We start from the raw sequence: 21,265 nt of genomic DNA on the forward strand, positions 1-21,265 counted from the left end.
ATTATATGATTCATGTCGACTACGTGGTTGGTCACGACCCCGCTATTGATCGTGACGGTATCGGCGACTATGCGGAACAAGTGGCGGCAGCTCTGGGCCGACGAGCAACTCCCGGTACCAGGATTGGCTTTGTTCATTCAAGGTTCAAACCGCGAAATATTTTTAAATGGTTGGGATTTCTTCGATTCTTTAGCCGATCGAATATCGTACATATTCAATATCCGGTTGAAGGATGGGGAACATCTGTCATGCCTGGCGTCGTGCCGGTCATTGGCCGGATCTTTTTTCGATCGAGCCGCCTGGCTATCACGTTGCACGAATGGAGAAGCATGCACGTGCTGCGCCGTGCAAGCGTTTACTTGACCATTCTTCTGGCAGACGTCCTGATCTTTGCCTCCGAACGGGAGCGGAAAGCATTTTTGAGTTCACGAATCGCGAGGTATACGAGGCGCAATCAAAAACTGGTTGTGATTCCGATCGCCGTGAATGTCGATATTCCAGAACTTGAAACCGCCGATGTTCTGGCGGCACGTGAAAATGTGCTATCGCGCCTGCACGCCGAAAAAAGCCCGCATGACGATAACGGGTACACCCGGCAGATCGTGCTAGGCTTTTTCGGGTTCGTCTATGAATGGAAGCAGCCGGACAAAATGCTGTATATCGTCAAGGAACTGCTGAACAAAGGTTGCGCGGTGAAGCTGGTTATGTGCGGTGATTTTCCGGATGGGCACGACGAAAAACGGGAAGATTTTCGCAAGAAAATTGCGGAGAATGGACTTGAAGGCAATATCGAATTATGCGGCTACATCGAGCGGGCGGATGAACTGGCGTTAAGGCTCTCTGCGTGTGACGTAGTTCTTCAACTGTTCTCCGACGGTCTATCGGCAAGACGGGGAAGTTTCTGGTATTCGGCCGAACTGGGAACGCGGGTTCTTTCCACGTTTCCAGGCGCGGCGGACGAATTCGAGCAGTGCGGAACAGGTTATGAGCCTTCGCATGACGAGCGTGTGCTGCTGGTTCCCGCGGGCGATGATCCTGCCGATATTGCGGCAAGGATTCTGGACTGGACGGAACCGTGGAATCCGCCGGTGAGAAGGCATATTGCACCCACGTGGGACGAGATAGCGGCCCAGCATGAGGGCGTGTATGGCGCAATCGTGCCGGCCGCGGAAGAGCAAACTGACGGGTTGGCCGAAGATGCTGTTCAACCGGCCAAGACGTTTGGATCGCGGTCGACGGAGAGCCGATGAAACGGGTTGATCGCCTGGAGAAAAGACGCTCCGTTGCGAAAGTTATCCTGGCCGGGATGTCTTTTCTGTTGCCATCTTTGGGGCGACCAGCGGCGGGCGGTGTAGCTGTTTCATCTGGCATTGCAGTGGCGAACGGCACAAAAATTAGCGTGCGCATCGACGAAACGGGTGCGAACGGTAACGGAATTGACGACGATACGGATTATTTCACGCGTGCCTTGCGTTCCAACGTCACGGTCGTTGCTGAAAAGGGAAAGGTGTATCGCGTCAAGCCGCTCGTGTTTGTCGATTTAAAGAACGCAACATTGGATCTGAATGGTTCGACCCTCCTGGTAGATAGGCCTACGCCGACAGGTCCTTCGCCGTCGGGGCTGACCTTTAAATCGTCGTCCAGGTTAGGTGGATGCCAGAATCTGCAAGTGAGAAATGGAAAAATAACCTACGTATCGGCGCCGGCTACCCGAATCGACAATAATTTTGCCATTTATGTGGAGGGTGCTCGGGGGATCGAGATTTCGGGCGTTGAGATCGATGGAAGTTGGTCGGCCGGTATCTGGGTGCAGAAATCGACCAATGTTTATATTCACGACAATGATGTCCATCACACCAAAGCCGACGGCATAACCTGTCAGGGTTGTGGAGCCAATATAAGAATTATTTCGAATCGGGTGAGGTTTCCGGGCGACGACTGTGTTGCCGTAACGTGGTTCACGGGAAATGAGGAGTCGTACGTCGGAAATGGTCTGGGCGAAAAATATAGCTCGAACGTCAGAATCGCAAATAATATTTGCGAGGACGGGGCCGCTCGTGGAATTTTCCTCGGCGGCGTATCGGGCGGTGAAGTTTGCTTCAACAAGATATCGAGAACGGACGCCATTGGCATTCTGCTGGCCAGAGATACGGTAGACCGGTTTTCCGAGTTCTTCTACGCCAACGGTGTGAATAACTCGAATCTGAACGTGGATATTCACCATAACTCGCTGAGTCAGTGCGCCATCGCGTCGAATAGCCGATATGCCGAGGTGGGTGGGATCTGGATCTCCGAGCGAAATCGCGGCATCAGGGTAATGAATAATGTCTTGAATAAATGCAATAACATTCATTTCTACTGCGCGGGGAATGCCGAGATATACCAGAACACAAGTTTCTCTCCGCAATGGATCGCGGGCGGAAGGGTGAGAAAAGAGCAGATGCTGGGGCGGGGCAGCCATGTCGTTACCGGTGCCAATTCGGCGAGCAAGGGTTGGAATTTTGGCGGGATCTACGAGAACGAGTTGATTGGCGATTGCTATTACGCGATCTGGATTGGCCCGGGAAGCCTTTCCCGGCGATGGCAGGTGGCCCGAAACCGGATTTTTGTTTCGACCGATACGTCCCGGTCCGCCAATTCACTTTCTGCTGAGCCCGGACAGAAAGACATGGCGAGCGTCACTGCCTGGATTCGCTCCGACAATCCGGGGAGGGTTTCCGTGGAAGATAACGTGGTTCAGGATCTCCGCGATGCGCCAACTCCTGATGAGTAGTTTCGGCTTGCGGCTTCGGCGCGTGCGTGACTGGCTCGCGACCTCGCGCTCAGTCCCGGCTGTGAGCGTCTTCGGCCGGGCAATGAGGAGTCGGAGCATTCTCCTCATTGGCCGATCGCTTCTGGTGTTGACTGGATTCGTGACGTTTTTCCAGACGTTGCCCGACCCGATCGGCAGACGTGCGCCTCGTGCGTGCCTCATGCAGGGACCGCACATATTCATCCATCGCGCCAGTCTGTTGAGGACGATCCTTGCGATGTCCCCACAGGCGAGCGACGCTGCCACAAACCTTGCGGATCACGACGGCAATGCAAACGGCAATGGCAAGGAACACCAGGGCGAGACTCTCGCCAACGTTCCTTAAGCGTGTCAGTGTTCGCAAATCTCGCACGATGGCTCCAAAGCAGGCAGCGCCTTAGTCTACCAGTTCGGAGCGGAGCGTCGGCAAGCTTTGAGCAAACGTTTGCGCGGGCGATGGAGCCGCCTGGCGGAGGGCGGTCCTTGCCAGCGGGAGTTGCGGTCAGCGACTGAAGCAGGATTCAAGCAATATAAGCGAAGGCGCAATAGCTTCGTCAGTTGGCGCCCACACCGCTCAGCATGCTCCTGTAGGACTTCATTGCAGGACTTAGCCTGAAGCGCTTCGAGTTGGGCGACGCCTCGGTGTTATCAAGTGTTGAAGTCGCTGCGGAATAGGAAGTAAGGCTACTCGTGTCCGCAGAAGCGCCTTGAGAGAGGAGAGACGACTCAAGTGCCCGCTTCTTTGACGTTTGAAACTTTGATTGACGGCCTTTTTTGTCGTTATCGCCAAGGGCAAGATCGTCGCCGCTTTCAGATGCGGATTCAATCATCATGCTGGTGAGGTAGTCCGGCTCATCTATCAAATCTTTCCCTACTGTCGCTTCCTTGGTGAGGTCGGGTGGCGTGTATGGCGAGTTGCTGGCGTTTTTTCTGTCGTCGAGATCCCGTCGACGTTGGTGGCCTGCATAGCGACGCTTGTAATGCCCCAACTTCGACGCGTCCGAGTCATCTGACACAGGCAAACCTGTCGATGAATAAGAGGTCAATGTGGCCGGATCGACTGACGTATAGTCCAATTCGCTCGCATTACCGGTGGAGTAAGGCGACGGAGTGGGCTGCCGGCTCGATGCGGTGCGATATTGAGCGAAGCCGGAGGTGGACACTGCAACAAGACACAACAGACACGCGCGCAACAGTCTCACCGCGGCTCCTGACAGGTCGAAGAATTTCATTTCACATTTCAGACTGCGAATCTGTTGGCGTTCTGCCGGCCGAGTCCTTCGTGGCAAGCAGCGGTTCACAGTCGATCGGGTATTCAATGTCAATTCCGGATCGTTCTGCACGTTGCTTGTCTCGAACCGGAAGCCAGGCCAGATCCGCGCAACGAATTCCTTCGCATTGAAGCTCTCGAAGAAAAAGCCTCTCGCGTCTCCAAACACTTTCGGCTCGATGATCTTGACTTCAGGCAGTGCGGTAGCGGTTACTTGGATGGCCATGCCACTTGATCCGTAAGAAGGTTTTGCAGGTACTTGCCGTAGGCGTTCTTGGCGAGCGGTTTGGCGAGTGCCTGCAGTTGCTCGCCGTCGATCCATTGTTGCCGATAAGCGATTTCCTCGGGACACGCGACCACGAGCCCCTGACGCTTCTGCAGCGTGGCGATGAACGTGGCCGCCTCGATCAGCGAATCATGCGTGCCGGTGTCGAGCCACGCATAACCGCGGCCCATGATTTCGACAGTGAGCGCCGCATTGGCGAGATAGCGCGAGTTGACGTCGGTGATTTCAAGCTCGCCGCGCGGCGATGGCTTGATGTCGGCGGCGATATCGCACACCTGGTTGTCGTAGAAGTACAGACCCGTGACCGCGTAGTTCGAACGCGGCTTCACAGGCTTCTCCTCGATCGACAGCGCGCGGAACTGCCGGTCGAATTCGACCACGCCATACCGTTCCGGGTCCTGCACGTGGTACGCAAAGACGGTCGCGCCTTCCGTTTTCCCGTTGGCGTTTTCCAGCTGCTTCGCCAGATCGTGACCGTAGAAGATGTTGTCGCCCAGAATCAGCGCAGACGGATCGTTGCCCACAAAGTCGCGACCGATAATAAACGCCTGCGCAAGACCATCCGGCGAAGGCTGGACCGCATACCGGATATTCATTCCCCACTGGCTGCCGTCGCCGAGCATCGCCTCGAAGCGCGGCGTGTCCTGCGGCGTCGAAATGATCAGCACGTCGCGAATGCCCGCCACCATCAGCGTGGACAGCGGGTAGTAGATCATCGGCTTGTCGTACACCGGCAGCAGCTGCTTCGAGACGACGTGCGTGATCGGATACAGGCGCGTGCCCGAACCGCCCGCGAGAATAATGCCTTTACGCGCCATTGCCGTGCCCTTACGCGCGCTGCGCGTAGTTGGTCTCAACCCACTTGCGGTACTCGCCCGAGGCGACTTCGTCCGACCACGCCTGATTGTCCAGATACCACCGGACCGTCTTCGCCAGACCCGTTTCGAACGTTTCCGCAGGCTTCCATCCAAGCTCACGTTCGAGCTTGCGCGCGTCGATCGCATAGCGGCGGTCGTGGCCCGGACGATCCTTCACATACGTGATCTGGTCGTGGTACGACGCGCCCGCCTTCGGACGCAACTGGTCGAGCAGGTCGCACAGCGTGTGGACCACTTCGAGGTTCTTCTTCTCGTTCCAGCCGCCCACGTTGTACGTCTCGCCCGGCGTGCCGCGCGCGAGCACTTCGCGGATCGCGCTGCAGTGGTCACCCACGTACAGCCAGTCGCGCACGTTCTGGCCGTCGCCGTAGACCGGCAGCGGCTTGCCGGCGAGCGCGCTGGCGATCATCAGCGGGATCAGTTTTTCGGGGAACTGGTACGGACCGTAGTTGTTCGAGCAGTTCGTGGTCAGCACCGGCAGCCCATACGTATGATGGTAAGCGCGCACGAGGTGGTCGGAACCCGCCTTGGTGGCCGAGTAAGGACTGTTCGGCGCATAAGGCGTGGTTTCGGAGAACTGCGGGTCGGTAGAGGACAGCGAGCCGAATACTTCGTCGGTCGAGACGTGCAGGAAGCGGAACGCGGCCTTGTCGGCCTCGCCGAGCGCGTTCCAGTACTGACGGGTTGCTTCGAGTAGCGTGAAGGTGCCGACCACGTTCGTTTGCACGAAATCAGCCGGTCCATGAATCGAACGGTCCACGTGGCTTTCCGCGGCAAAGTGCAGCACGGCACGCGGCTTATGCTCAGCAAACAACGCGTCGAGTGCGCTGCGATCGCAGATGTCCGCGCGCACGAAAACGTGTTTCGGGTTGCCCTGTTGCGACTTGAGCGTACCCAGATTGCCGGCATACGTCAGCTTGTCCACGTTCAGTACCGCTTCGTCCGAGGCATTGAGCCAGTCGAGCACGAAATTGGCGCCGATAAAACCGGCGCCGCCCGTTACCAGAATCATGAATTGTCCTTCGAATGTGCGGGGCTGACTATGAGAATTACCGCCCTGTCGGCAGGGCGGCAGGACGCATATGAACGGAGCGGGCGCGTGCCTGCTCAATCATCATTTACGAATGATTGTCGAACGCCGACTGTTGTAGGCGAAAGTGGCAGAAATTGACCAGATAATTGCGACGATGGACAAAGGGTGCTGAAAGAGCAATTCCCCTGAGACGACGAACCGCTCCTACCCGGGCACGCTAAACCTCAATACCGCGTGCTCGCCTTCGCCGCAATCGCTGCGGCAGCAGCGCGCGTTTCGACATGCAGTTTGCCGAACACATGTTCGAGGTGCTTGTTGACCGTGCGTGGCGCCATTCCAAGAATGTCGCCGATATCCCGGTTCGTCTTGCCGCGCGACAGCCACAGCAGCACTTCCGCTTCGCGTGCGGTCAGGCTGAATTGCGCGGCGAGCGCGCTGGTGTGAGTGGCGTCGTCGAACTCTTCCAGCAGGATCACCCATTCGCCGCGCGTCGCCGGTCCCAATACGCGTACAACGCGGCGCACGCCGTCGGCGGCGGTCTCGAAGGCGGCTTGCAGGTCGCAACCGGCTTCGATCCAGCGCATGAACCATTGCTCCAGCACCATCGGCAGACGCAGGCCAGCTTCGCTCAGCGGGTGATGCAATAGCGCGGCTTCGTCAACACGTCGAGGTGTGAACGAAGTCGAAGCCAGACAGCCGCCGTCTTCATTTGCCTGTTCATTTGCCGCTTGATTTCCCGCTTCATTTGCCTCATCCATCAGCCCACGCCCCGACCCATACCACGCCAGCCGTTGCCGCGCCAGGTCGCTCTGCCACCTGATCTCACCGCTCGCGGCCGCAATCAGCGCCGCGCGCATACCGATCTCCAGCACCCTGTCCGCCTGACGCTGCTGACGCGAGCGCTGCACGTGCGCGGCAATCCGCGCGCTGACCTCGCTTGGCTTGACGGGTTTGGTGACGTAATCAATGCCGCCCACGCGGAAGCCCTGCACCACATGCTCGCTATCGGTCAGTGCGGTCATGAAGATCACGGGTAGATGCCGGTTGCGCGGATCGGCCTTGATCCGCCGGCACGTCTCGAAGCCGTCGAGGCCGGGCATCAGCGCGTCGAGCAGAACGGCGTCAGGCGTGATGCGCGCGAGGCGTTGCAGCGCGGACTGGCCATCGAGCGCCACCAGTACCGCGTAACCGGCCGCCTGCAGCGTATCGGAAAGCAGCGCGAGATTGTCGGGCGTGTCGTCGACGATCAGCACGACCGGTTTGCCATCGGGCAAGTCCGGTTGCGTGTCGGGCGGCAAAAGCAAAGTTTCGTCATGCATCGGGATGGACCTGCTGGGTAGGCGCGAGCAGATGCGCGAGTTCAGTCAACCGGAAGCGGCGCGCAAGCGCGCGCAATGGTTCGAGCACGGCGGCGAGTTCCGGTGCGCCATGCTCGGCGGCGTCGAGTTGTTCGATAAAGCCCTGCACGTAACCCATTTCCAGTTGCGCATGCAGCTTTTCGCGCAACGAGGCGGGCAGGCTCGCCGTCACGTCGACACGTGCAACGGCGGAGGCGGCCGCTACCGCTTCGGTCGGCTCGACGATCCAGTGCAGTTGCAGCAGCGCGGCCAGTTTGTCGAGCAGCAGCGGAATGTAGAGCGGCTTGGCGAGGTAGTCGTCGCAACCGGCTGCGGCGCCTTTGTCGCGATCGTCCGCGAATGCGTTGGCGGACAGGATCAGAACCGGCGCCGACGACAGATGATTGTCGCGAATCAGCCGGCTCGCCTCGAAGCCGTCCATGTCCGGCATCGACACGTCCATCACGATCAGATCCGCCGACGCGGTCCCGAGCCATTGCAGCGCCTCCGGTCCGCTGGCGGCTTCCACCACGTTGAAGCCCAGCGGCGCCAGCGTCTGCACGACGATGCGGCGTTGCTCGGCGAGATCGTCCACCACGAGCACGGTGCGGCGCGGCCCGTCGTAACCCTTCACGTTGAGCGGGCCGCTCGCGAGCAACTGCGGCGCGCGCACTTCAGGCGCGAACAGTTTGACGATAAAGCGCGTGCCTTTGCCCACTTCGCTTTGCACTTCCAGGTTGCCGCCCATCAGTTCCGTGAGCAGGCGGCAGATGGTCAGTCCCAGCCCCGCGCCATGATCGTGTTCGCGCGCCGCCGCGCCGCGCTCGAATGGCAGGAATAGCCGCTCCAGTTCGCTGGCCGGCATGCCGGGCCCGGTATCGGCGATTTCAAAGGTAATGGCTTCCCACGCATAGCTCGCGCGCACCTTCACCGAACCGTGCGAGGTGAAGCGGATCGCGTTGCCGATCAGGTTGATGAGAATCTGCCGCACGCGTTTTTCGTCGATGCGCACCACGTCCGCCATGCGGCCGCTCGTCTGGAATTCGAACTGCAGTCCTTTGTCGGTGGCCTGCGGTTCGAGCATGGCAGCGAGTTGCGCGACGAAGTCCGGCAGCGAAATCTCCGTCACGTTCAACTGCAGCTTGCCGGCCTCGATCCGTGCGACGTCGAGCAGGCCGTCCACCAGCGCCAGCAGATGCTCGCCGCTGCGATAGATGGTCGCCACGGCGTTGCGCCGCGCCGGCGGCAGTTCGTCGGTGCCTTGCAGCAGTAGTTGTGCGTAACCGAGAATGCTGTTGAGCGGCGTGCGCAGTTCGTGACTCAGGCCCGTCACATAGCGGCTCTTGGCACGATTGGCGGACTCGGCTGCGGCGCTCGCGCGCTGAAGCGCGGCGTCGGTCTTGCGGTGCGCCTCGATCTCCTGCATCAGCAATTCGGCTTGCCGCTGCGATTCTTCCTGGGTGACCTTGCGGTTTTCGTTGGCGAGCACGAGCCACCAGGCGGCAATACATCCGACCAGCGCCAGCGCAAAAAACGCCTTCAGATAGCCCTGCAGCAGCACGTCGTGAACGGTCGTGTCGAGATTGGGCAGGGTGCGTACGCTCTGATACCACTGCACCGCCAGCACCCCGCCGAGCAACGTCACCACGGCGATCAGCAAGCCGGCGTACTGTGCGAGCCGCAAACCCGCCGGCCCAAGCGTGAGCCTGGGAAAGAGTGTGCGCATCGACTTGCCGAATTGCGCGGGCAGTCGCGCGTGCGGCTTGCAGGAGTCGTTGCAGCGCGAATCGAGCGAGCAGCACAGCGAACAGATCGAACCGGCGTAAGCCGGGCAGTGCGCCATGTCCTCGCGTTCGAAGGTGTTTTCGCAGATCACGCAGCGCAGTATCGCGCCTTCTTCGAGGTCGCGGCCGTCGCGCGCCAGATAGAAGCGTCCGCGTGTGGCGATGGCCAGCAGCGGTGCGCAGATGAACGCCACCAGCAACGCAATGAACGACGACAGCGCCTCGGCCGTGGTGCCGAACACACCCGCATGCGAGAGCGCGGCAATCACGGAGGCGATCAGCATCGCGCCCACGCCGACCGGATTGACGTCGTACAGATGCGCGCGTTTGAACTCGACATGGCGCGGGCTATACCCGAGCGGCTTGTTGATGACGAGGTCGCCCACCACCGCGCCAATCCAGGCAATCGCCACGTTCGCATACAGCGCAAGCACCTTGCTGATGGCTTCGAACACGCCCATCTCGACGAGCAGCAGTGCAATCAGCACGTTGAACACGAGCCACACCACGCGCCCCGGATGGCTATGCGTGAGCCGCGCAAAGAAATTCGACCACGCGAGCGAGCCGGCATACGCGTTGGTCACGTTGATCTTCAGTTGCGACACGATGACGAACAGCGTCATCGCAGCAAGCGCGCCTTCAGGCGAATGGAACACGTAGTGATACGCGACCAGATACATCTGCGTGGGCTCGACGGCCTTGACCGGATCGATCTCGTGCTGGATGGCGAGGAAGGCGAGAAACGCGCCGCCCAGCATTTTCATCGCGCCCGGCACGATCCAGCCAGGGCCGGCCGCGATCAGCGCGGCCCACCAGCGAAACCGGTTGGCGCGCGTGCGCGGCGGCAGAAAGCGCAGATAGTCGACCTGCTCGCCAATCTGCACGATCAGCGAAAACACCACGGTGCAGCCCGCGCCGAAAGCGACGAGGTTGAATTCGTGGCCGTTGCCTGAAACGCCACTAAACGTCACCCATTCCGCGAGCACGTGCGGTTCACGCCACAACACCACGACGTACGGCACGACCAGCAGCACGAGCCACAATGGCTGGGTCCAGCCCTGAAGGCGATTGATGAAGGTAATGCCGAAGGTCACGACCGGAATGATCACGAGCGCGCTGATCACGTAGGCCACGGAAAGCGGCACCTTCAGATACAGCTCCAGCGCGAGCGACATGATGGCCGCTTCCAGCGCGAAGAAAACGAAGGTGAAGACCGCATAGATCAGCGAAGTGAGCGTCGAGCCCAGGTAGCCGAAACCCGCGCCGCGCGTGAGCAGGTCCATGTCGACGCCGTTGCGTGCGGCGTAGTAGCTGATCGGGATGCCCGTCAGAAAGATCAGCAGGGAGACGGCGAGGATGGCGCAGATCGCGTTGGTAAAGCCGTAGTTCACGACCAGCGCGCCGCCAATCGCTTCGAGTACCAGAAACGACACCGCGCCGATCGCCGTATTGGCGACGCGGAATTCCGACCAGCGCCGGAACGCGCGCGGCGTGAAACGCAGCGCATAGTCCTCGAGCGTCTCGTCGCCGACCCACGCGTTGTAGTCGCGGCGGATCTTGACGATGCGCTGCGTGCCGCCGGCCGGCGGGCGCGATGCCCCACCTTGGGTGGCGGGACCGGCGGGCAGAGGGGTCTGTGGTTGCGTTTGGTGCATCGAGGCCTTTCGTCGGCGGGTTGCGTGACTAGCGGTGCGGCCATGCAAATTGCATTCCATTCGCGCTTGCCTCCTTACCCGCATGCCAGTGCGGCTACTACGCCGACGCGATTATAGGGAGCGGATTTTTGTCGCGCCCTACGTCAACTGACGTATTGGGCCGCGCAAATTGGCTACCTACCTTTCGTGGCGTCGACACCGCCATCCGGTTCCCAGCGCGGGTCGCCCGACCACGACTACAAGGAGAATTCGATGTCACACGATGATCAGAACGAGTCCGGCATGCCCTCGGCGCTGCGCCGCAAACTGTTGATGGGGCTCGCTGCCGCTCCCGCGCTGGCCATGTCCGGCATCGCGCGGGCCCAGCAGTTTCCGACCGCCAAGGTCAACACCACGCACCTTGCCGTCACCGACACGGAAGTGACGGTGGGCCAGTTGCACTCGGCGACCGGCACGATGGCGATCTCCGAAACCGGCTCGATTCAGGCCGAGCGGCTTGCGATCGAACAGATCAATTCGGCAGGCGGCATTCTTGGCCGCAAGATCAAGATCATTCAGGAAGACGGTGCATCCGACTGGCCGACGTTCGCCGAGAAGTCGAAGAAGCTGCTGGAGAACGATCACGTCGCCGCCGTGTTCGGCTGCTGGACGTCGGCCTCGCGCAAGGCCGTGCTGCCGATTTTCGAACGCGACAACGGCCTGCTGTACTACCCGACCTTCTACGAAGGCCTGGAGCAGTCGCACAACGTGTTCTACACCGGCCAGGAAGCGACCCAGCAGATTCTCTGGGGGCTGAACTGGGCGAACCAGACCAAGAAGGCGAAGAGCTTCTTCCTGATCGGCTCGGACTATATCTGGCCGCGCACCTCGAACAAGATTGCGCGCAAGCATATCGAGCAGCATCTGACCGGCTGCAAGGTGGTGGGCGAAGAGTATTACCCGCTCGGCACCACCAACTTCAACTCGCTGATCAACAAGATCAAGATCGCCAAGCCGGATTGCATCTACGCGATCATCGTCGGCGGTTCGAACGTGGCGTTTTACAAGCAGCTCAAAGCGGCCGGCATCACCGCGGACAAGCAGTTCCTGCTGACCATCTCGGTGACGGAAGACGAGGTGCTCGGCATTGGCGGCGAAAACTTCGCGGGCTTCTACTCGGCCATGAAGTATTTCGAATCGCTCGATAACGACAACAACAAGAAATTCGTCGCGGCATTCAAGGCGAAATACGGGCCGAAATCCGTGATCGGCGACGTGACCCAGGCGGCCTACCTCGGGCCGTGGCTCTGGAAAGCCGCGGTGGAGAAGGCCGGCAGCTTCGACGTCGACAAGGTGGTGGCGGCCTCGCCGGGCATCGAATTGAAGACCGCGCCGGAGGGCTACGTGAAGATTCACGCGAACCATCACTTGTGGAGCCGCACGCGGATCGGACAGGCGCAGGTGGACGGCCAGTTCAAGGTGGTCGCGGAATCGCCGGATCTGATCGAGCCTAATCCGTTCCCGAAGGGCTACCAGTAATCACAGCGGCAAGCCACGCGTGAAGCGCGCTCGCCGCTGTGCGGGCGCGCGCCGATCAATTCGAGGAGAGCGACATGTCGGCTTCGGACATTCTTAACATCACGCTGATGCAGGGTTTCGCGGGCTTGAGCCTTTTCAGCGTGCTGCTGCTGATGGGGCTGGGGCTGGCGGTGATCTTCGGCCAGATGGGCGTCATCAATATGGCGCACGGCGAATTCATGACGATCGGCGCTTACACGATCTACATGTTTTCCCAACTGGCCGACAACTATTGGCACGGCTTCGCGCCGGTGTATTTCCCGCTCGCCATCTGCGCGGCTTTCGCGCTGGCGTTCGCGGCGGGTTGGGTCGCGGAGTGGGCGCTGATCCGTCATCTTTACCGGCGTCCGCTCGACACCCTGCTGGCGACCTGGGGCCTCAGCCTCGGCATGCAGCAGGTATTCCGCTCGGTGTTCGGCCCGAAAGAAGTGAGCCCGACCTTGCCGGACTGGCTGATGGGCTCCTGGTCGCCTAAGCCGGGGCTCGACATTCCGATCAACGGCCTCTTCGTGATGAGCCTCGCCGTGGTGATGACGGGCGGTGTGCTGCTGGCGCTGTACCGCTCGCGCTGGGGCTTGCGTGTGCGGGCCACGGTGGCGAACCGTCAGATGGCGAACGCGGCGGGCATCGATACCCGCAAGACCGACCGGCTGACCTTTGCGATCGGCTGCGGCATGGCCGGCGTCGCGGGCGCGGCGTTCACCGCGATCGGCTCCACCGGGCCGACCAGCGGCTCGCTCTACATCGTCGATTCGTTCCTCGTGGTGACGTTCGGCGGCGCCGCGAGCCTGCTCGGCACGGTGGCGTCCGCCTTCGGCATTGCGCAGATGCAGTCGATCAGCGAGTTCTTCATGACGGGTTCGTCGGCGCGCGTGGTGACGCTGTTGACCATCGTGATCGTGCTGATGTTGCGGCCGCAAGGACTCTTCGCGTCGAAGGTACGCCGTGCGTAATTTTTCATCGAGTGCGCCTCTGAACCGTTCCATCAATTGCTTCAGCCCGGAGAAACGCATATGGACCCGCTGAACCCTTCCGCCGGCGCGCCCGCTTCGCCGGGTCATGCAGCCGCCCGCGCCGGCTTGCGGCCCGCGCTGCGGCGCTGGCTCACCACCGACGGCTACGGCAGCATCGTGGTGCTGGCGGTGCTGATTCTCGTCGTGTTTCCGCTCGCGCTCGACGTGTTCCGTCTGAACCTGATGGGCAAGTATCTGACCTACGCGTTCGTCGCCGTCGGCCTCGTGATGGCGTGGGGCTACGGCGGCGTGCTGAGTCTCGGGCAAGGCGTGTTTTTCGGCCTCGGCGGCTACTGCATGGCCATGTTCCTGAAGCTCGAAGCCTCGGACCCGGTCAGCACGAAGATCCAGTCGACGCCGGGCATTCCCGACTTCATGGACTGGAACCAGCTCACCGCGCTGCCGTTCTGGTGGAAGCCGTTTCATTCACTGCCGTTCGCGCTTGCGGCGGTGGTGGTCGTGCCGTGCGCGCTGGCGTTCGTGGTGGGCTTCGCCATGTTCAAGCGGCGCGTGGGCGGCGTGTACTTCGCCATCATCACGCAGGCGGTGGCGCTGATTCTTTCGGTGCTGATCATCGGCCAGCAAGGCTATACGGGCGGCGTGAACGGCATCACGGATTTGCGCACCCTGCTTGGCTGGGACATTCGCGGCGACGGTGCGAAGCTGATCCTGTACTTCGTCAATGCGGTTCTGCTGCTGGTGGCGATTCTCTGTTGCCGGCAAATCCAGCGCAGCAAGCTCGGCACGCTGCTGCTCGCCATGCGCGACAAGGAAGACCGCGTGCGTTTCTCGGGCTATGACGTGGCCATGTTCAAGGTGTTCGCGTTCTGTGTCGCCGCGGTGCTGGCCGCGATCGGCGGGGCGATGTTCACGTTGCAGGTGGGCTTCATGTCGCCGTCGTTCGTCGGGATCGTGCCTTCCATTGAAATGGTGATCTATGCCGCGGTGGGCGGGCGCATGTCGCTGGTCGGCGCGGTCTACGGCGCGGTGCTCGTCAATCTCGGCAAGACGTGGTTTTCCGAGAGCTTTCCGAACCTGTGGCTGTTCCTGATGGCGGCACTCTTTATTGGCGTGGTGATGGCGTTTCCGAACGGCCTCGCCGGTCTTTACGACAGTCATGTGAAGCCGTGGCTCGCGCGCCGCGGCGCAAGGAGCGCCTCATGAGCAATACCGATTTCGTGCTGGCCGTGGAAGAACTGAGCGTGTCGTTCGACGGCTTCAAGGCGATCGATTCGCTCAACCTGTATGTGGATCGCGGCGAGTTGCGCGTGGTGATCGGACCGAACGGCGCGGGCAAGACGACGCTGCTCGATCTCATCTGCGGCAAGACGCGCGCGACCCACGGCAGCATCAAGTTCCGCAACGAGGAGATGACGCAGTTGCCGGAGTTTCGTCGCGTGCGCAAAGGGATAGGCCGCAAGTTCCAGACGCCGTCGATTTACGAAAACCTCTCCGTGTTCCAGAACCTCGAAGTGTCGTTTCCTCGCGGACGTGGCGTGTTCGGCGCACTGGCGTTTCGCCGCACTGACGACGTGATGGACCGCGTGCGCAGCGTGGCCGGTGAGATCGGCCTCGCGAATCAACTGGATCTCGAAGCGGGTTTGCTCTCGCACGGCCAGAAACAGTGGCTCGAAATCGGCATGTTGCTGATGCAGGAGCCGGAACTGTTGATGCTCGACGAGCCGATCGCCGGCATGAGCGTGCGCGAGCGCGAGATCACGGCGGAGCTGCTCAAACGGATCTGCCAGAACCGTTCGATGATCGTCATCGAACATGACATGGCGTTCGTCGAACAGATCGCCCACAAGGTCACGGTGATGCACCAGGGAAAGATTCTCGCCGAAGGCGCGATGGAACAGGTGCAGAACGACCCGCGCGTGATTGACGTCTACCTGGGCCACTGAGTGGGGAACGGAAGTTGAATCGACCACGAGTCGAACGGGAGGCGATCATGAAGCGAGCAACGAGGAGCCCAGCATGTTGAATGTCGACGACGTATTCGTCAGTTATGGCCAAAGCGAGGCCTTGCATGGCATCAGCTTCAACGCCGCCCGCAACGAGACCGTGGCGATCATGGGGCGCAACGGCATGGGCAAGACCACGCTGTTCAAGTCGCTGATCGGTATTCTGCCGCTGAAAGCGGGCTCGGTGAAACTGGATGGCGAAGAGGTGTCGCGCGACGAAAGTTTCCGGCGCGTCGCCAAAGGTATCGCGTATGTGCCGCAGGGCCGGCAAATTTTCGCCACGTTGAGCGTGGAGGAGAACATCCAGACCGGTCTGGAGAACTCACCCACGAGGCGCGTGCCCGACGAAATCTATGCGCTCTTTCCGGTGCTCTACGAGATGCGCTCACGCAAGGGCGGCAACCTGTCCGGCGGTCAGCAGCAACAACTGGCGATCGCCCGCGCGTTGGTTACGGAGCCCAAGGTGCTGCTGCTCGACGAGCCCACCGAAGGCATTCAGCCGTCCATCATCAAGGACATCGCGCGGGCGTTGAACGAGATCCGCAAGCTGCGCGACATCACGATCGTCGTGTCCGAGCAGGTGCTGAGTTTTGCGCTCGATGTGGCCGACCGGCTCTTCGTCATCGAAGGCGGGCGCCTCGTGCATGAGAGCACGCGCAGCGACGCCGACACCGCGAAGATCCGCGAGTACCTGTCGGTGTGAGCCGACTGTCTGCAATTTCCAAGAGGAGAGTTTGCAATGGCTGAAACGCTAATCAAGGTCGATCTGAACCAGTCGGCCTACGACAACGAGAACGTCCACAACCGCTGGCACCCGGATATTCCGATGGCCTGCTGGGTCAATCCGGGCGACGATTTCATTCTGGAGACTTACGACTGGACCGGTGGCTTCGTCAAGAACAACGACAGTGCCGACGACGTGCGCGATATCGATCTCTCCATCGTGCACTTCCTGTCCGGACCGGTGGGCGTGAAGGGCGCGGAGCCGGGCGATCTGCTGGTGGTGGATCTGCTCGACATCGGCGCGAAGCAGGAGAGCCAATGGGGCTTTAACGGCTTCTTCTCGAAGAAGAACGGCGGTGGTTTCCTGACCGATCATTTCCCGCAAGCGCAAAAGTCGATCTGGGATTTTCATGGTCTCTACACCAGTTCGCGCCATATTCCCGGCGTGAACTTCGCGGGACTGATCCACCCGGGGCTGATCGGCTGCCTGCCTGATCCGAAGATGCTGGCCACCTGGAACGAGCGCGAAGCCGCGCTGATCGCCACGGACCCGCAACGCGTGCCCGGCCTCGCCAATCCGCCGTTCGCCGCCACTGCGCACATGGGGCGTCTCGCCGGCGACGAGCACGCCAAAGCCGCCGCCGAAGGGGCGCGCACGGTGCCGCCGCGCGAGCATGGCGGCAACTGCGACATCAAGGATCTGTCGCGCGGCTCGAAGGTGTATTTCCCGGTGTACGTGGATGGCGCGGGCCTTTCCGTCGGCGATCTGCACTTCAGCCAGGGCGACGGCGAAATCACCTTCTGCGGCGCCATTGAAATGGCCGGCTGGGTGCACATGAAGGTCGAGTTGATCAAGGGCGGCATGGAGAAATACGGCATCAAGAACCCGATTTTCAAGCCGAGCCCGATCACGCCTCACTACAACGACTACCTGATCTTCGAAGGCATCTCCGTCGATGAACAAGGCAAGCAGCACTACCTGGACGTGCATATCGCCTACCGCCAGGCATGCCTGAATGCGATTGAATATCTGAAGAAGTTTGGCTATTCGGGCGCGCAGGCTTACTCGATTCTGGGCACGGCACCGGTGCAGGGGCATATCAGCGGCGTCGTGGATGTGCCGAACGCATGCGCGACGCTCTGGTTGCCGACGCAGATTTTCGACTTCGATATCCGGCCGAATTCCGCGGGACCGGTCAAGCATATTACCGGCGGCGTGGATCTGCCTTTGTCACCGGATCTGGTCTGACGTAGAGGTTTGCCGAAACACCTGAGAGGGCCGTGCCCGGAAGACCGCCGTGCCGAGTCGGGCAATGGCGCGGCGGTCACCGGAGATGGAACGACTTGAGGCACCAAAGGAGCACACCATGCCGACTTACGATTACCGTTGCGAAAACTGCGGCCCATTCGCTGCGATCCGCCGCGTTGCCGAGCGCGACATGCCTTGCACATGTCCCACCTGCGAGTCGCAGGCGCAACGTACGTTGAGCCTGCCTTCGTTGTCGTTGATGGCGGCAGGCGCGCGCACCGGACATCAGATCAATGAGCGTTCGGCGCATGCGCCGCAACGGTCGGGCGAATACAAACACCGGCATGGGCCGGGGTGTGGATGCGGATCGAGCAGTACAAAGGGCGCGACGAGCGCGGGCGGCCTGAAGACCAATCCCGCAGGCAGGCCGTGGATGATCAGCCATTAACCGCGACCACGCGCGGACTTTACCCGCACGCGCCCACTTCACCGCATGCGGTGCAGAAGTCGCAGCCATCCTTGCGAATCACCGCGTTCGCTCCGCACGACCCGCACTTGCGCCCGAGCATCGTATGCAGCCCTTGCGCGCCGCCTGGCTGCGTCAACACGAGGGCGTCGGCATTGGTTTCGACGGGATGCGGGCGAATGCCGAAATCCGCCGGTAGCGCGGTTTCGGCCCGCATCTGCCCGCGCGATAGACGCGCCAGCATGCGCGAGGGCACCTGATTGCCTTCAGCGTCGAGAAAGCCGCGCCGATGCAGAATCTGCTGGATCGCAAAGGCGAGGGCGGCCACTTCCGAATCGTGCCAGCGCGGCGTGCGGTGCCCGTCCAGCCGCTGCACCTCGCCGAGCCGTACCTGGCCGCGATCCCATGAGACCTTGCGCATATCCTGCAGGTTGCGCGCGACAAAACCGCCACGCGCCGCGAGCGATAGCGAACGCATCGTCGCCGTGATCCATTGCTGCGATTCGTCGCGCTGACCGGTCGGAATGAAGAACTCGATAGGCCGTTCGATGGTGACGTCCTCACCGCCCAGCCGGCCCGTGACCTCGATAAACGATACCGCCACATAGAGCGACTTCTTGCCCGCCTGCGTCAGATACTCGACCTTCTCGATGATCGCGGGCAGCTCGCCCTTGGGCCGATGATCGATTGCGATACGCAGCGGATCGAGATCGCTCTCGGTCAGCGTGTCGTCGGCTTGCGGCGGGCTCACGCTGAGCACCGCGCCGAGCGTCTCGTTGGGCCGGTAGGTGGCGAGACCCTTGAGGCCGTTTTTCCATGCGTCGAAGTAGAGGCTTTCGAACGCTTCGAACGGATAGTCGGCGGGCACGTTCACGGTCTTCGAGATCGACGTGTCCACATACGGTTGCACGGCCGCCATCATGTCGAGATGGTCGCGCGCCGACATTTCCAGCGCGCTGACGAAATAGTCCGGCAGCCGGTCGACGTCGCCGCCGAGCTCGCGATAAAGACGATACGCGTAGTCTTCCACGTCGAACGATTCGCGGCTGCCGTCGGCCATCACCTTCATGCGCGTGTAAGTCCACGAGAAGGCCGGCTCGATGCCGTTCGAGGCGTTATCCGCAAAGGCAAGGCTCACGGTTCCGGTCGGCGCGATCGAGAGCAGATGGCTGTTACGGATACCGTCGCGGCGAATGGCCTGCTTGATGTCCTCGGGCAGGCGCGAAGCGAACGTGCCGGTTTCCAGATAGCGCGCGGCGTCGAAGAGCGGAAACGCGCCGCGCTCGCGCGCCAGTTCGACGGATGCGCGATACGCCTCGTCGCGCATCAGCTGCGCGATGCCCACGGCGAAATCGCGGCCTTCCTGCGAGTCGTAGCGCAAGCCGAGCATGACGAGCGTATCGCCGAGACCGGTAAAGCCTACGCCGATGCGCCGTTTGGCGCGCGACTCTTCGTACTGCTGCGGCAGCGGCCAGAGCGTGACGTCGAGCACGTTGTCGAGAAAGCGCACCTGGGTGCGCGTGCGTTTCGCGAGGCCATCCCAGTCGAACGACGGCTTGCGGCCTTTGATCTGCGCGAACGGATCGATCACGAAACGCGTGAGGTTCAGCGGGCCGAGATTGCAGCAGCCGTACGCCGGTAACGGTTGTTCGCCGCACGGATTGGTCGCGCGAATGGTTTCGACCGCGCGCAGATTGTTGTCCTCGTTCATGCGCGAGATGAACACGATGCCGGGTTCCGCGATGTCGTAAGTGGAGCGCATGATGCGATCCCAGATCGCGCGCGCGGGACGTTCGCTGTAGACCCACAGGCCGTCTTCGCGTTGCCGCACGTCGTCTGCCGCACGCTGTGCCGGCGACGGTTCGGCGCGATGCACGAGTTGCCAGGGCTGATCTTCTTCGACCGCGCGCATGAAATCATCGGTCACACCGACCGAGACGTTGAAGTTGTTCCAGCGGCCCTTCGAATGCTTGGCCTCGATGAACTCCAGCAGGTCGGGGTGATTGCAGTCGAGCACGGCCATCTGCGCGCCGCGCCGCGAACCGGCGCTCTCGACGGTGCGGCACGACGCGTCGAACACGTCCATATAGCTGCACGGTCCCGAGGCCGACGAACTGGTGGTATGAACCCGCGCGCCCTTGGGCCGGATCGCCGAGAAGTTGTAGCCGACCCCGCCGCCGCGGCGCATGGTTTCGGCCGCCTGCAGCAAGGCGACGTAAATGCCGGGCAGGCCTTCTTCGTCGACGCCTTGAATCGCGTCGCCCACGGGCTGCACGAAGCAATTGATCAGTGTGGCCGCAATGCCGGTGCCCGCCGCGCTCATGATGCGGCCGGCGCCGAGCGCGCCGTGCCGCAGATTGTCGACGAACAGCGCCTCGACCGACTCGCGCAGCGCCGGCGGTTCGGCCTCGGCGACGCCGCGCGCGACGCGTTTGAATACGTCGTCAGCCGATTGCTCATCGCCTTTCGCGTATTTTTCCAGCAGAACGTCGAGGGAGAATTGTTGCGGTGCGACGAGCGGTGCGGGAGGCGCGGGGGGCGCGATCTGGGCGCGGGTCTCCGGCGTGTCTTCGGCCATGATATGCCCTCAAACGGCGCCGCGAGGGGCGCGGCGCGGTGGGTGGAAATGCGCGTCACTATACCGCCGTGCGTGGCACGGCAGGGTGACACGGCGCAATGTGGTCCACCTTAACGCACGTGGCGAAGAGCCGCAATCAAAGGGTGTGTTACCCACGGTGCGACACGGGTCGCATGATGCGCTTGCCGCTATGTGGGTTGTTCCGCCGGGCGGCTCGGGCACGGTGGATCAGCGTGCACGGCGCCGGCAGGGGCATTGAGGCGTCAGTCCTCGACGCACTCCAGAAGTTCAGCGCAAATCATGGCGGAAGCATTCGAGGGTGCCGGCCGTTCCGCCGGTTTGAACACCGCGTCGCCGCGGCGAATCTTGCGGCGCGATACCGCGCAGGTACCGGATGTGTGTGCCGACCTGCGCCGCCACCGTTGTTCACCGTAGTGACATCGTCCCGGCTCGACCCAGCGAATCACCAGCGTCGTGTCGGAGCGCTCGAGAATTTCGATGCGTACGCCATTGGCACCGTCCAGGGGGATGGACTCTAAAGTCATCGTCGTCGGCTCCGTATTGTGTGGTGTGCCGAATGTAGTCCTGCGCGCCCCGGATAGCCATTGTGTCGTCGTTGAAACACTGTTCTTGAAACAGCAACAATTAAACTTGACATTCGACCCATGCCGATAAGACGGG

The 21,265-nt window shown here is 61.4% G+C and carries 15 protein-coding genes and 1 pseudogene; 9 read left to right on the forward strand and 7 right to left on the reverse strand.

Going from position 1 to position 21,265, the window contains the following annotated elements; all coding sequences use genetic code 11:
- Positions 1–5 precede the first annotated feature (5 nt).
- Positions 6–1,250: a glycosyltransferase gene (locus tag NE850_RS31595; RefSeq protein ID WP_035517149.1), complete on the forward strand. Its 1,245-nt coding sequence runs from the start codon at positions 6–8 to the stop codon at positions 1,248–1,250.
- Positions 1,247–2,773, forward strand: coding sequence for a right-handed parallel beta-helix repeat-containing protein (locus NE850_RS31600; RefSeq protein ID WP_007176991.1), 1,527 nt, complete (start codon positions 1,247–1,249; stop codon positions 2,771–2,773). The genes NE850_RS31595 and NE850_RS31600 overlap by 4 nt, the downstream gene beginning before the upstream one ends.
- Positions 2,774–4,134: 1,361 nt before the next feature.
- On the opposite strand, the pseudogene NE850_RS39550 reads toward NE850_RS31600, so the two are convergent.
- The 5 genes and pseudogenes from NE850_RS39550 to NE850_RS31625 form a co-directional block, all read right to left on the reverse strand.
- Positions 4,135–4,383, reverse strand: a pseudogene (locus NE850_RS39550) (dTDP-4-dehydrorhamnose 3,5-epimerase family protein); the annotation flags it as partial.
- Complete coding sequence (gene rfbA, locus NE850_RS31610; RefSeq protein WP_007176994.1) at positions 4,272–5,165, reverse strand: glucose-1-phosphate thymidylyltransferase RfbA; 894 nt, start codon at positions 5,163–5,165, stop codon at positions 4,272–4,274. The pseudogene NE850_RS39550 and the gene rfbA, both read right to left, overlap by 112 nt.
- Before the next feature lie 10 nt (positions 5,166–5,175).
- Positions 5,176–6,237: a dTDP-glucose 4,6-dehydratase gene (gene rfbB / locus NE850_RS31615; protein ID WP_165184707.1), complete on the reverse strand. Its 1,062-nt coding sequence runs from the start codon at positions 6,235–6,237 to the stop codon at positions 5,176–5,178.
- Between the two features lie 245 nt (positions 6,238–6,482).
- A complete protein-coding gene (locus NE850_RS31620; RefSeq protein WP_310699846.1) occupies positions 6,483–7,577 on the reverse strand; it encodes a response regulator in 1,095 nt (364 codons plus the stop codon).
- Positions 7,570–11,034, reverse strand: a complete 3,465-nt coding sequence (locus NE850_RS31625) for an ATP-binding protein (RefSeq protein ID WP_232292832.1) — start codon at positions 11,032–11,034, stop codon at positions 7,570–7,572. The genes NE850_RS31620 and NE850_RS31625 overlap by 8 nt, the downstream gene beginning before the upstream one ends.
- A gap of 252 nt (positions 11,035–11,286) precedes the next feature.
- On the opposite strand from NE850_RS31625, the gene urtA reads away from it, so the two are divergent.
- The 7 genes from urtA (at position 11,287) to NE850_RS31660 (ending at position 17,988) form a co-directional block, all read left to right on the forward strand.
- The gene (urtA, locus tag NE850_RS31630; RefSeq protein ID WP_007176998.1) at positions 11,287–12,552 is read left to right on the forward strand and encodes an urea ABC transporter substrate-binding protein; all 1,266 of its coding nucleotides are present in this window, start codon (positions 11,287–11,289) and stop codon (positions 12,550–12,552) included.
- 74 nt (positions 12,553–12,626) lie between these two features.
- Positions 12,627–13,544, forward strand: coding sequence for an urea ABC transporter permease subunit UrtB (gene urtB, locus NE850_RS31635; protein ID WP_007176999.1), 918 nt, complete (start codon positions 12,627–12,629; stop codon positions 13,542–13,544).
- 60 nt (positions 13,545–13,604) lie between these two features.
- The gene (gene urtC, locus NE850_RS31640) at positions 13,605–14,768 is read left to right on the forward strand and encodes an urea ABC transporter permease subunit UrtC (protein ID WP_007177000.1); all 1,164 of its coding nucleotides are present in this window, start codon (positions 13,605–13,607) and stop codon (positions 14,766–14,768) included.
- Positions 14,765–15,508, forward strand: coding sequence for an urea ABC transporter ATP-binding protein UrtD (gene urtD, locus NE850_RS31645; RefSeq protein ID WP_007177001.1), 744 nt, complete (start codon positions 14,765–14,767; stop codon positions 15,506–15,508). Before urtC ends, urtD begins: the two co-directional genes overlap by 4 nt.
- Positions 15,509–15,581: 73 nt before the next feature.
- Positions 15,582–16,271, forward strand: a complete 690-nt coding sequence (urtE, locus tag NE850_RS31650; RefSeq protein WP_007177002.1) for an urea ABC transporter ATP-binding subunit UrtE — start codon at positions 15,582–15,584, stop codon at positions 16,269–16,271.
- A 36-nt stretch (positions 16,272–16,307) separates the two neighbouring features.
- The gene (fmdA, locus tag NE850_RS31655) at positions 16,308–17,540 is read left to right on the forward strand and encodes a formamidase (protein ID WP_007177003.1); all 1,233 of its coding nucleotides are present in this window, start codon (positions 16,308–16,310) and stop codon (positions 17,538–17,540) included.
- A gap of 118 nt (positions 17,541–17,658) precedes the next feature.
- The gene (locus NE850_RS31660; RefSeq protein ID WP_165188256.1) at positions 17,659–17,988 is read left to right on the forward strand and encodes a zinc ribbon domain-containing protein; all 330 of its coding nucleotides are present in this window, start codon (positions 17,659–17,661) and stop codon (positions 17,986–17,988) included.
- Between the two features lie 19 nt (positions 17,989–18,007).
- On the opposite strand, the gene NE850_RS31665 is transcribed toward NE850_RS31660, so the two are convergent.
- Together NE850_RS31665 and NE850_RS31670 are read right to left on the reverse strand one after the other, a co-directional pair.
- Positions 18,008–20,584, reverse strand: a complete 2,577-nt coding sequence (locus tag NE850_RS31665) for an adenosylcobalamin-dependent ribonucleoside-diphosphate reductase (protein WP_007177005.1) — start codon at positions 20,582–20,584, stop codon at positions 18,008–18,010.
- Between the two features lie 263 nt (positions 20,585–20,847).
- The gene (locus NE850_RS31670; protein ID WP_007177006.1) at positions 20,848–21,129 is read right to left on the reverse strand and encodes a DUF3331 domain-containing protein; all 282 of its coding nucleotides are present in this window, start codon (positions 21,127–21,129) and stop codon (positions 20,848–20,850) included.
- Between the last annotated feature and the right edge of the window lie 136 nt (positions 21,130–21,265).

The sequence above is a fragment of the Paraburkholderia sp. USG1 genome (genome assembly GCF_031570135.1).
Lineage (GTDB): Bacteria > Pseudomonadota > Gammaproteobacteria > Burkholderiales > Burkholderiaceae > Paraburkholderia > Paraburkholderia dioscoreae.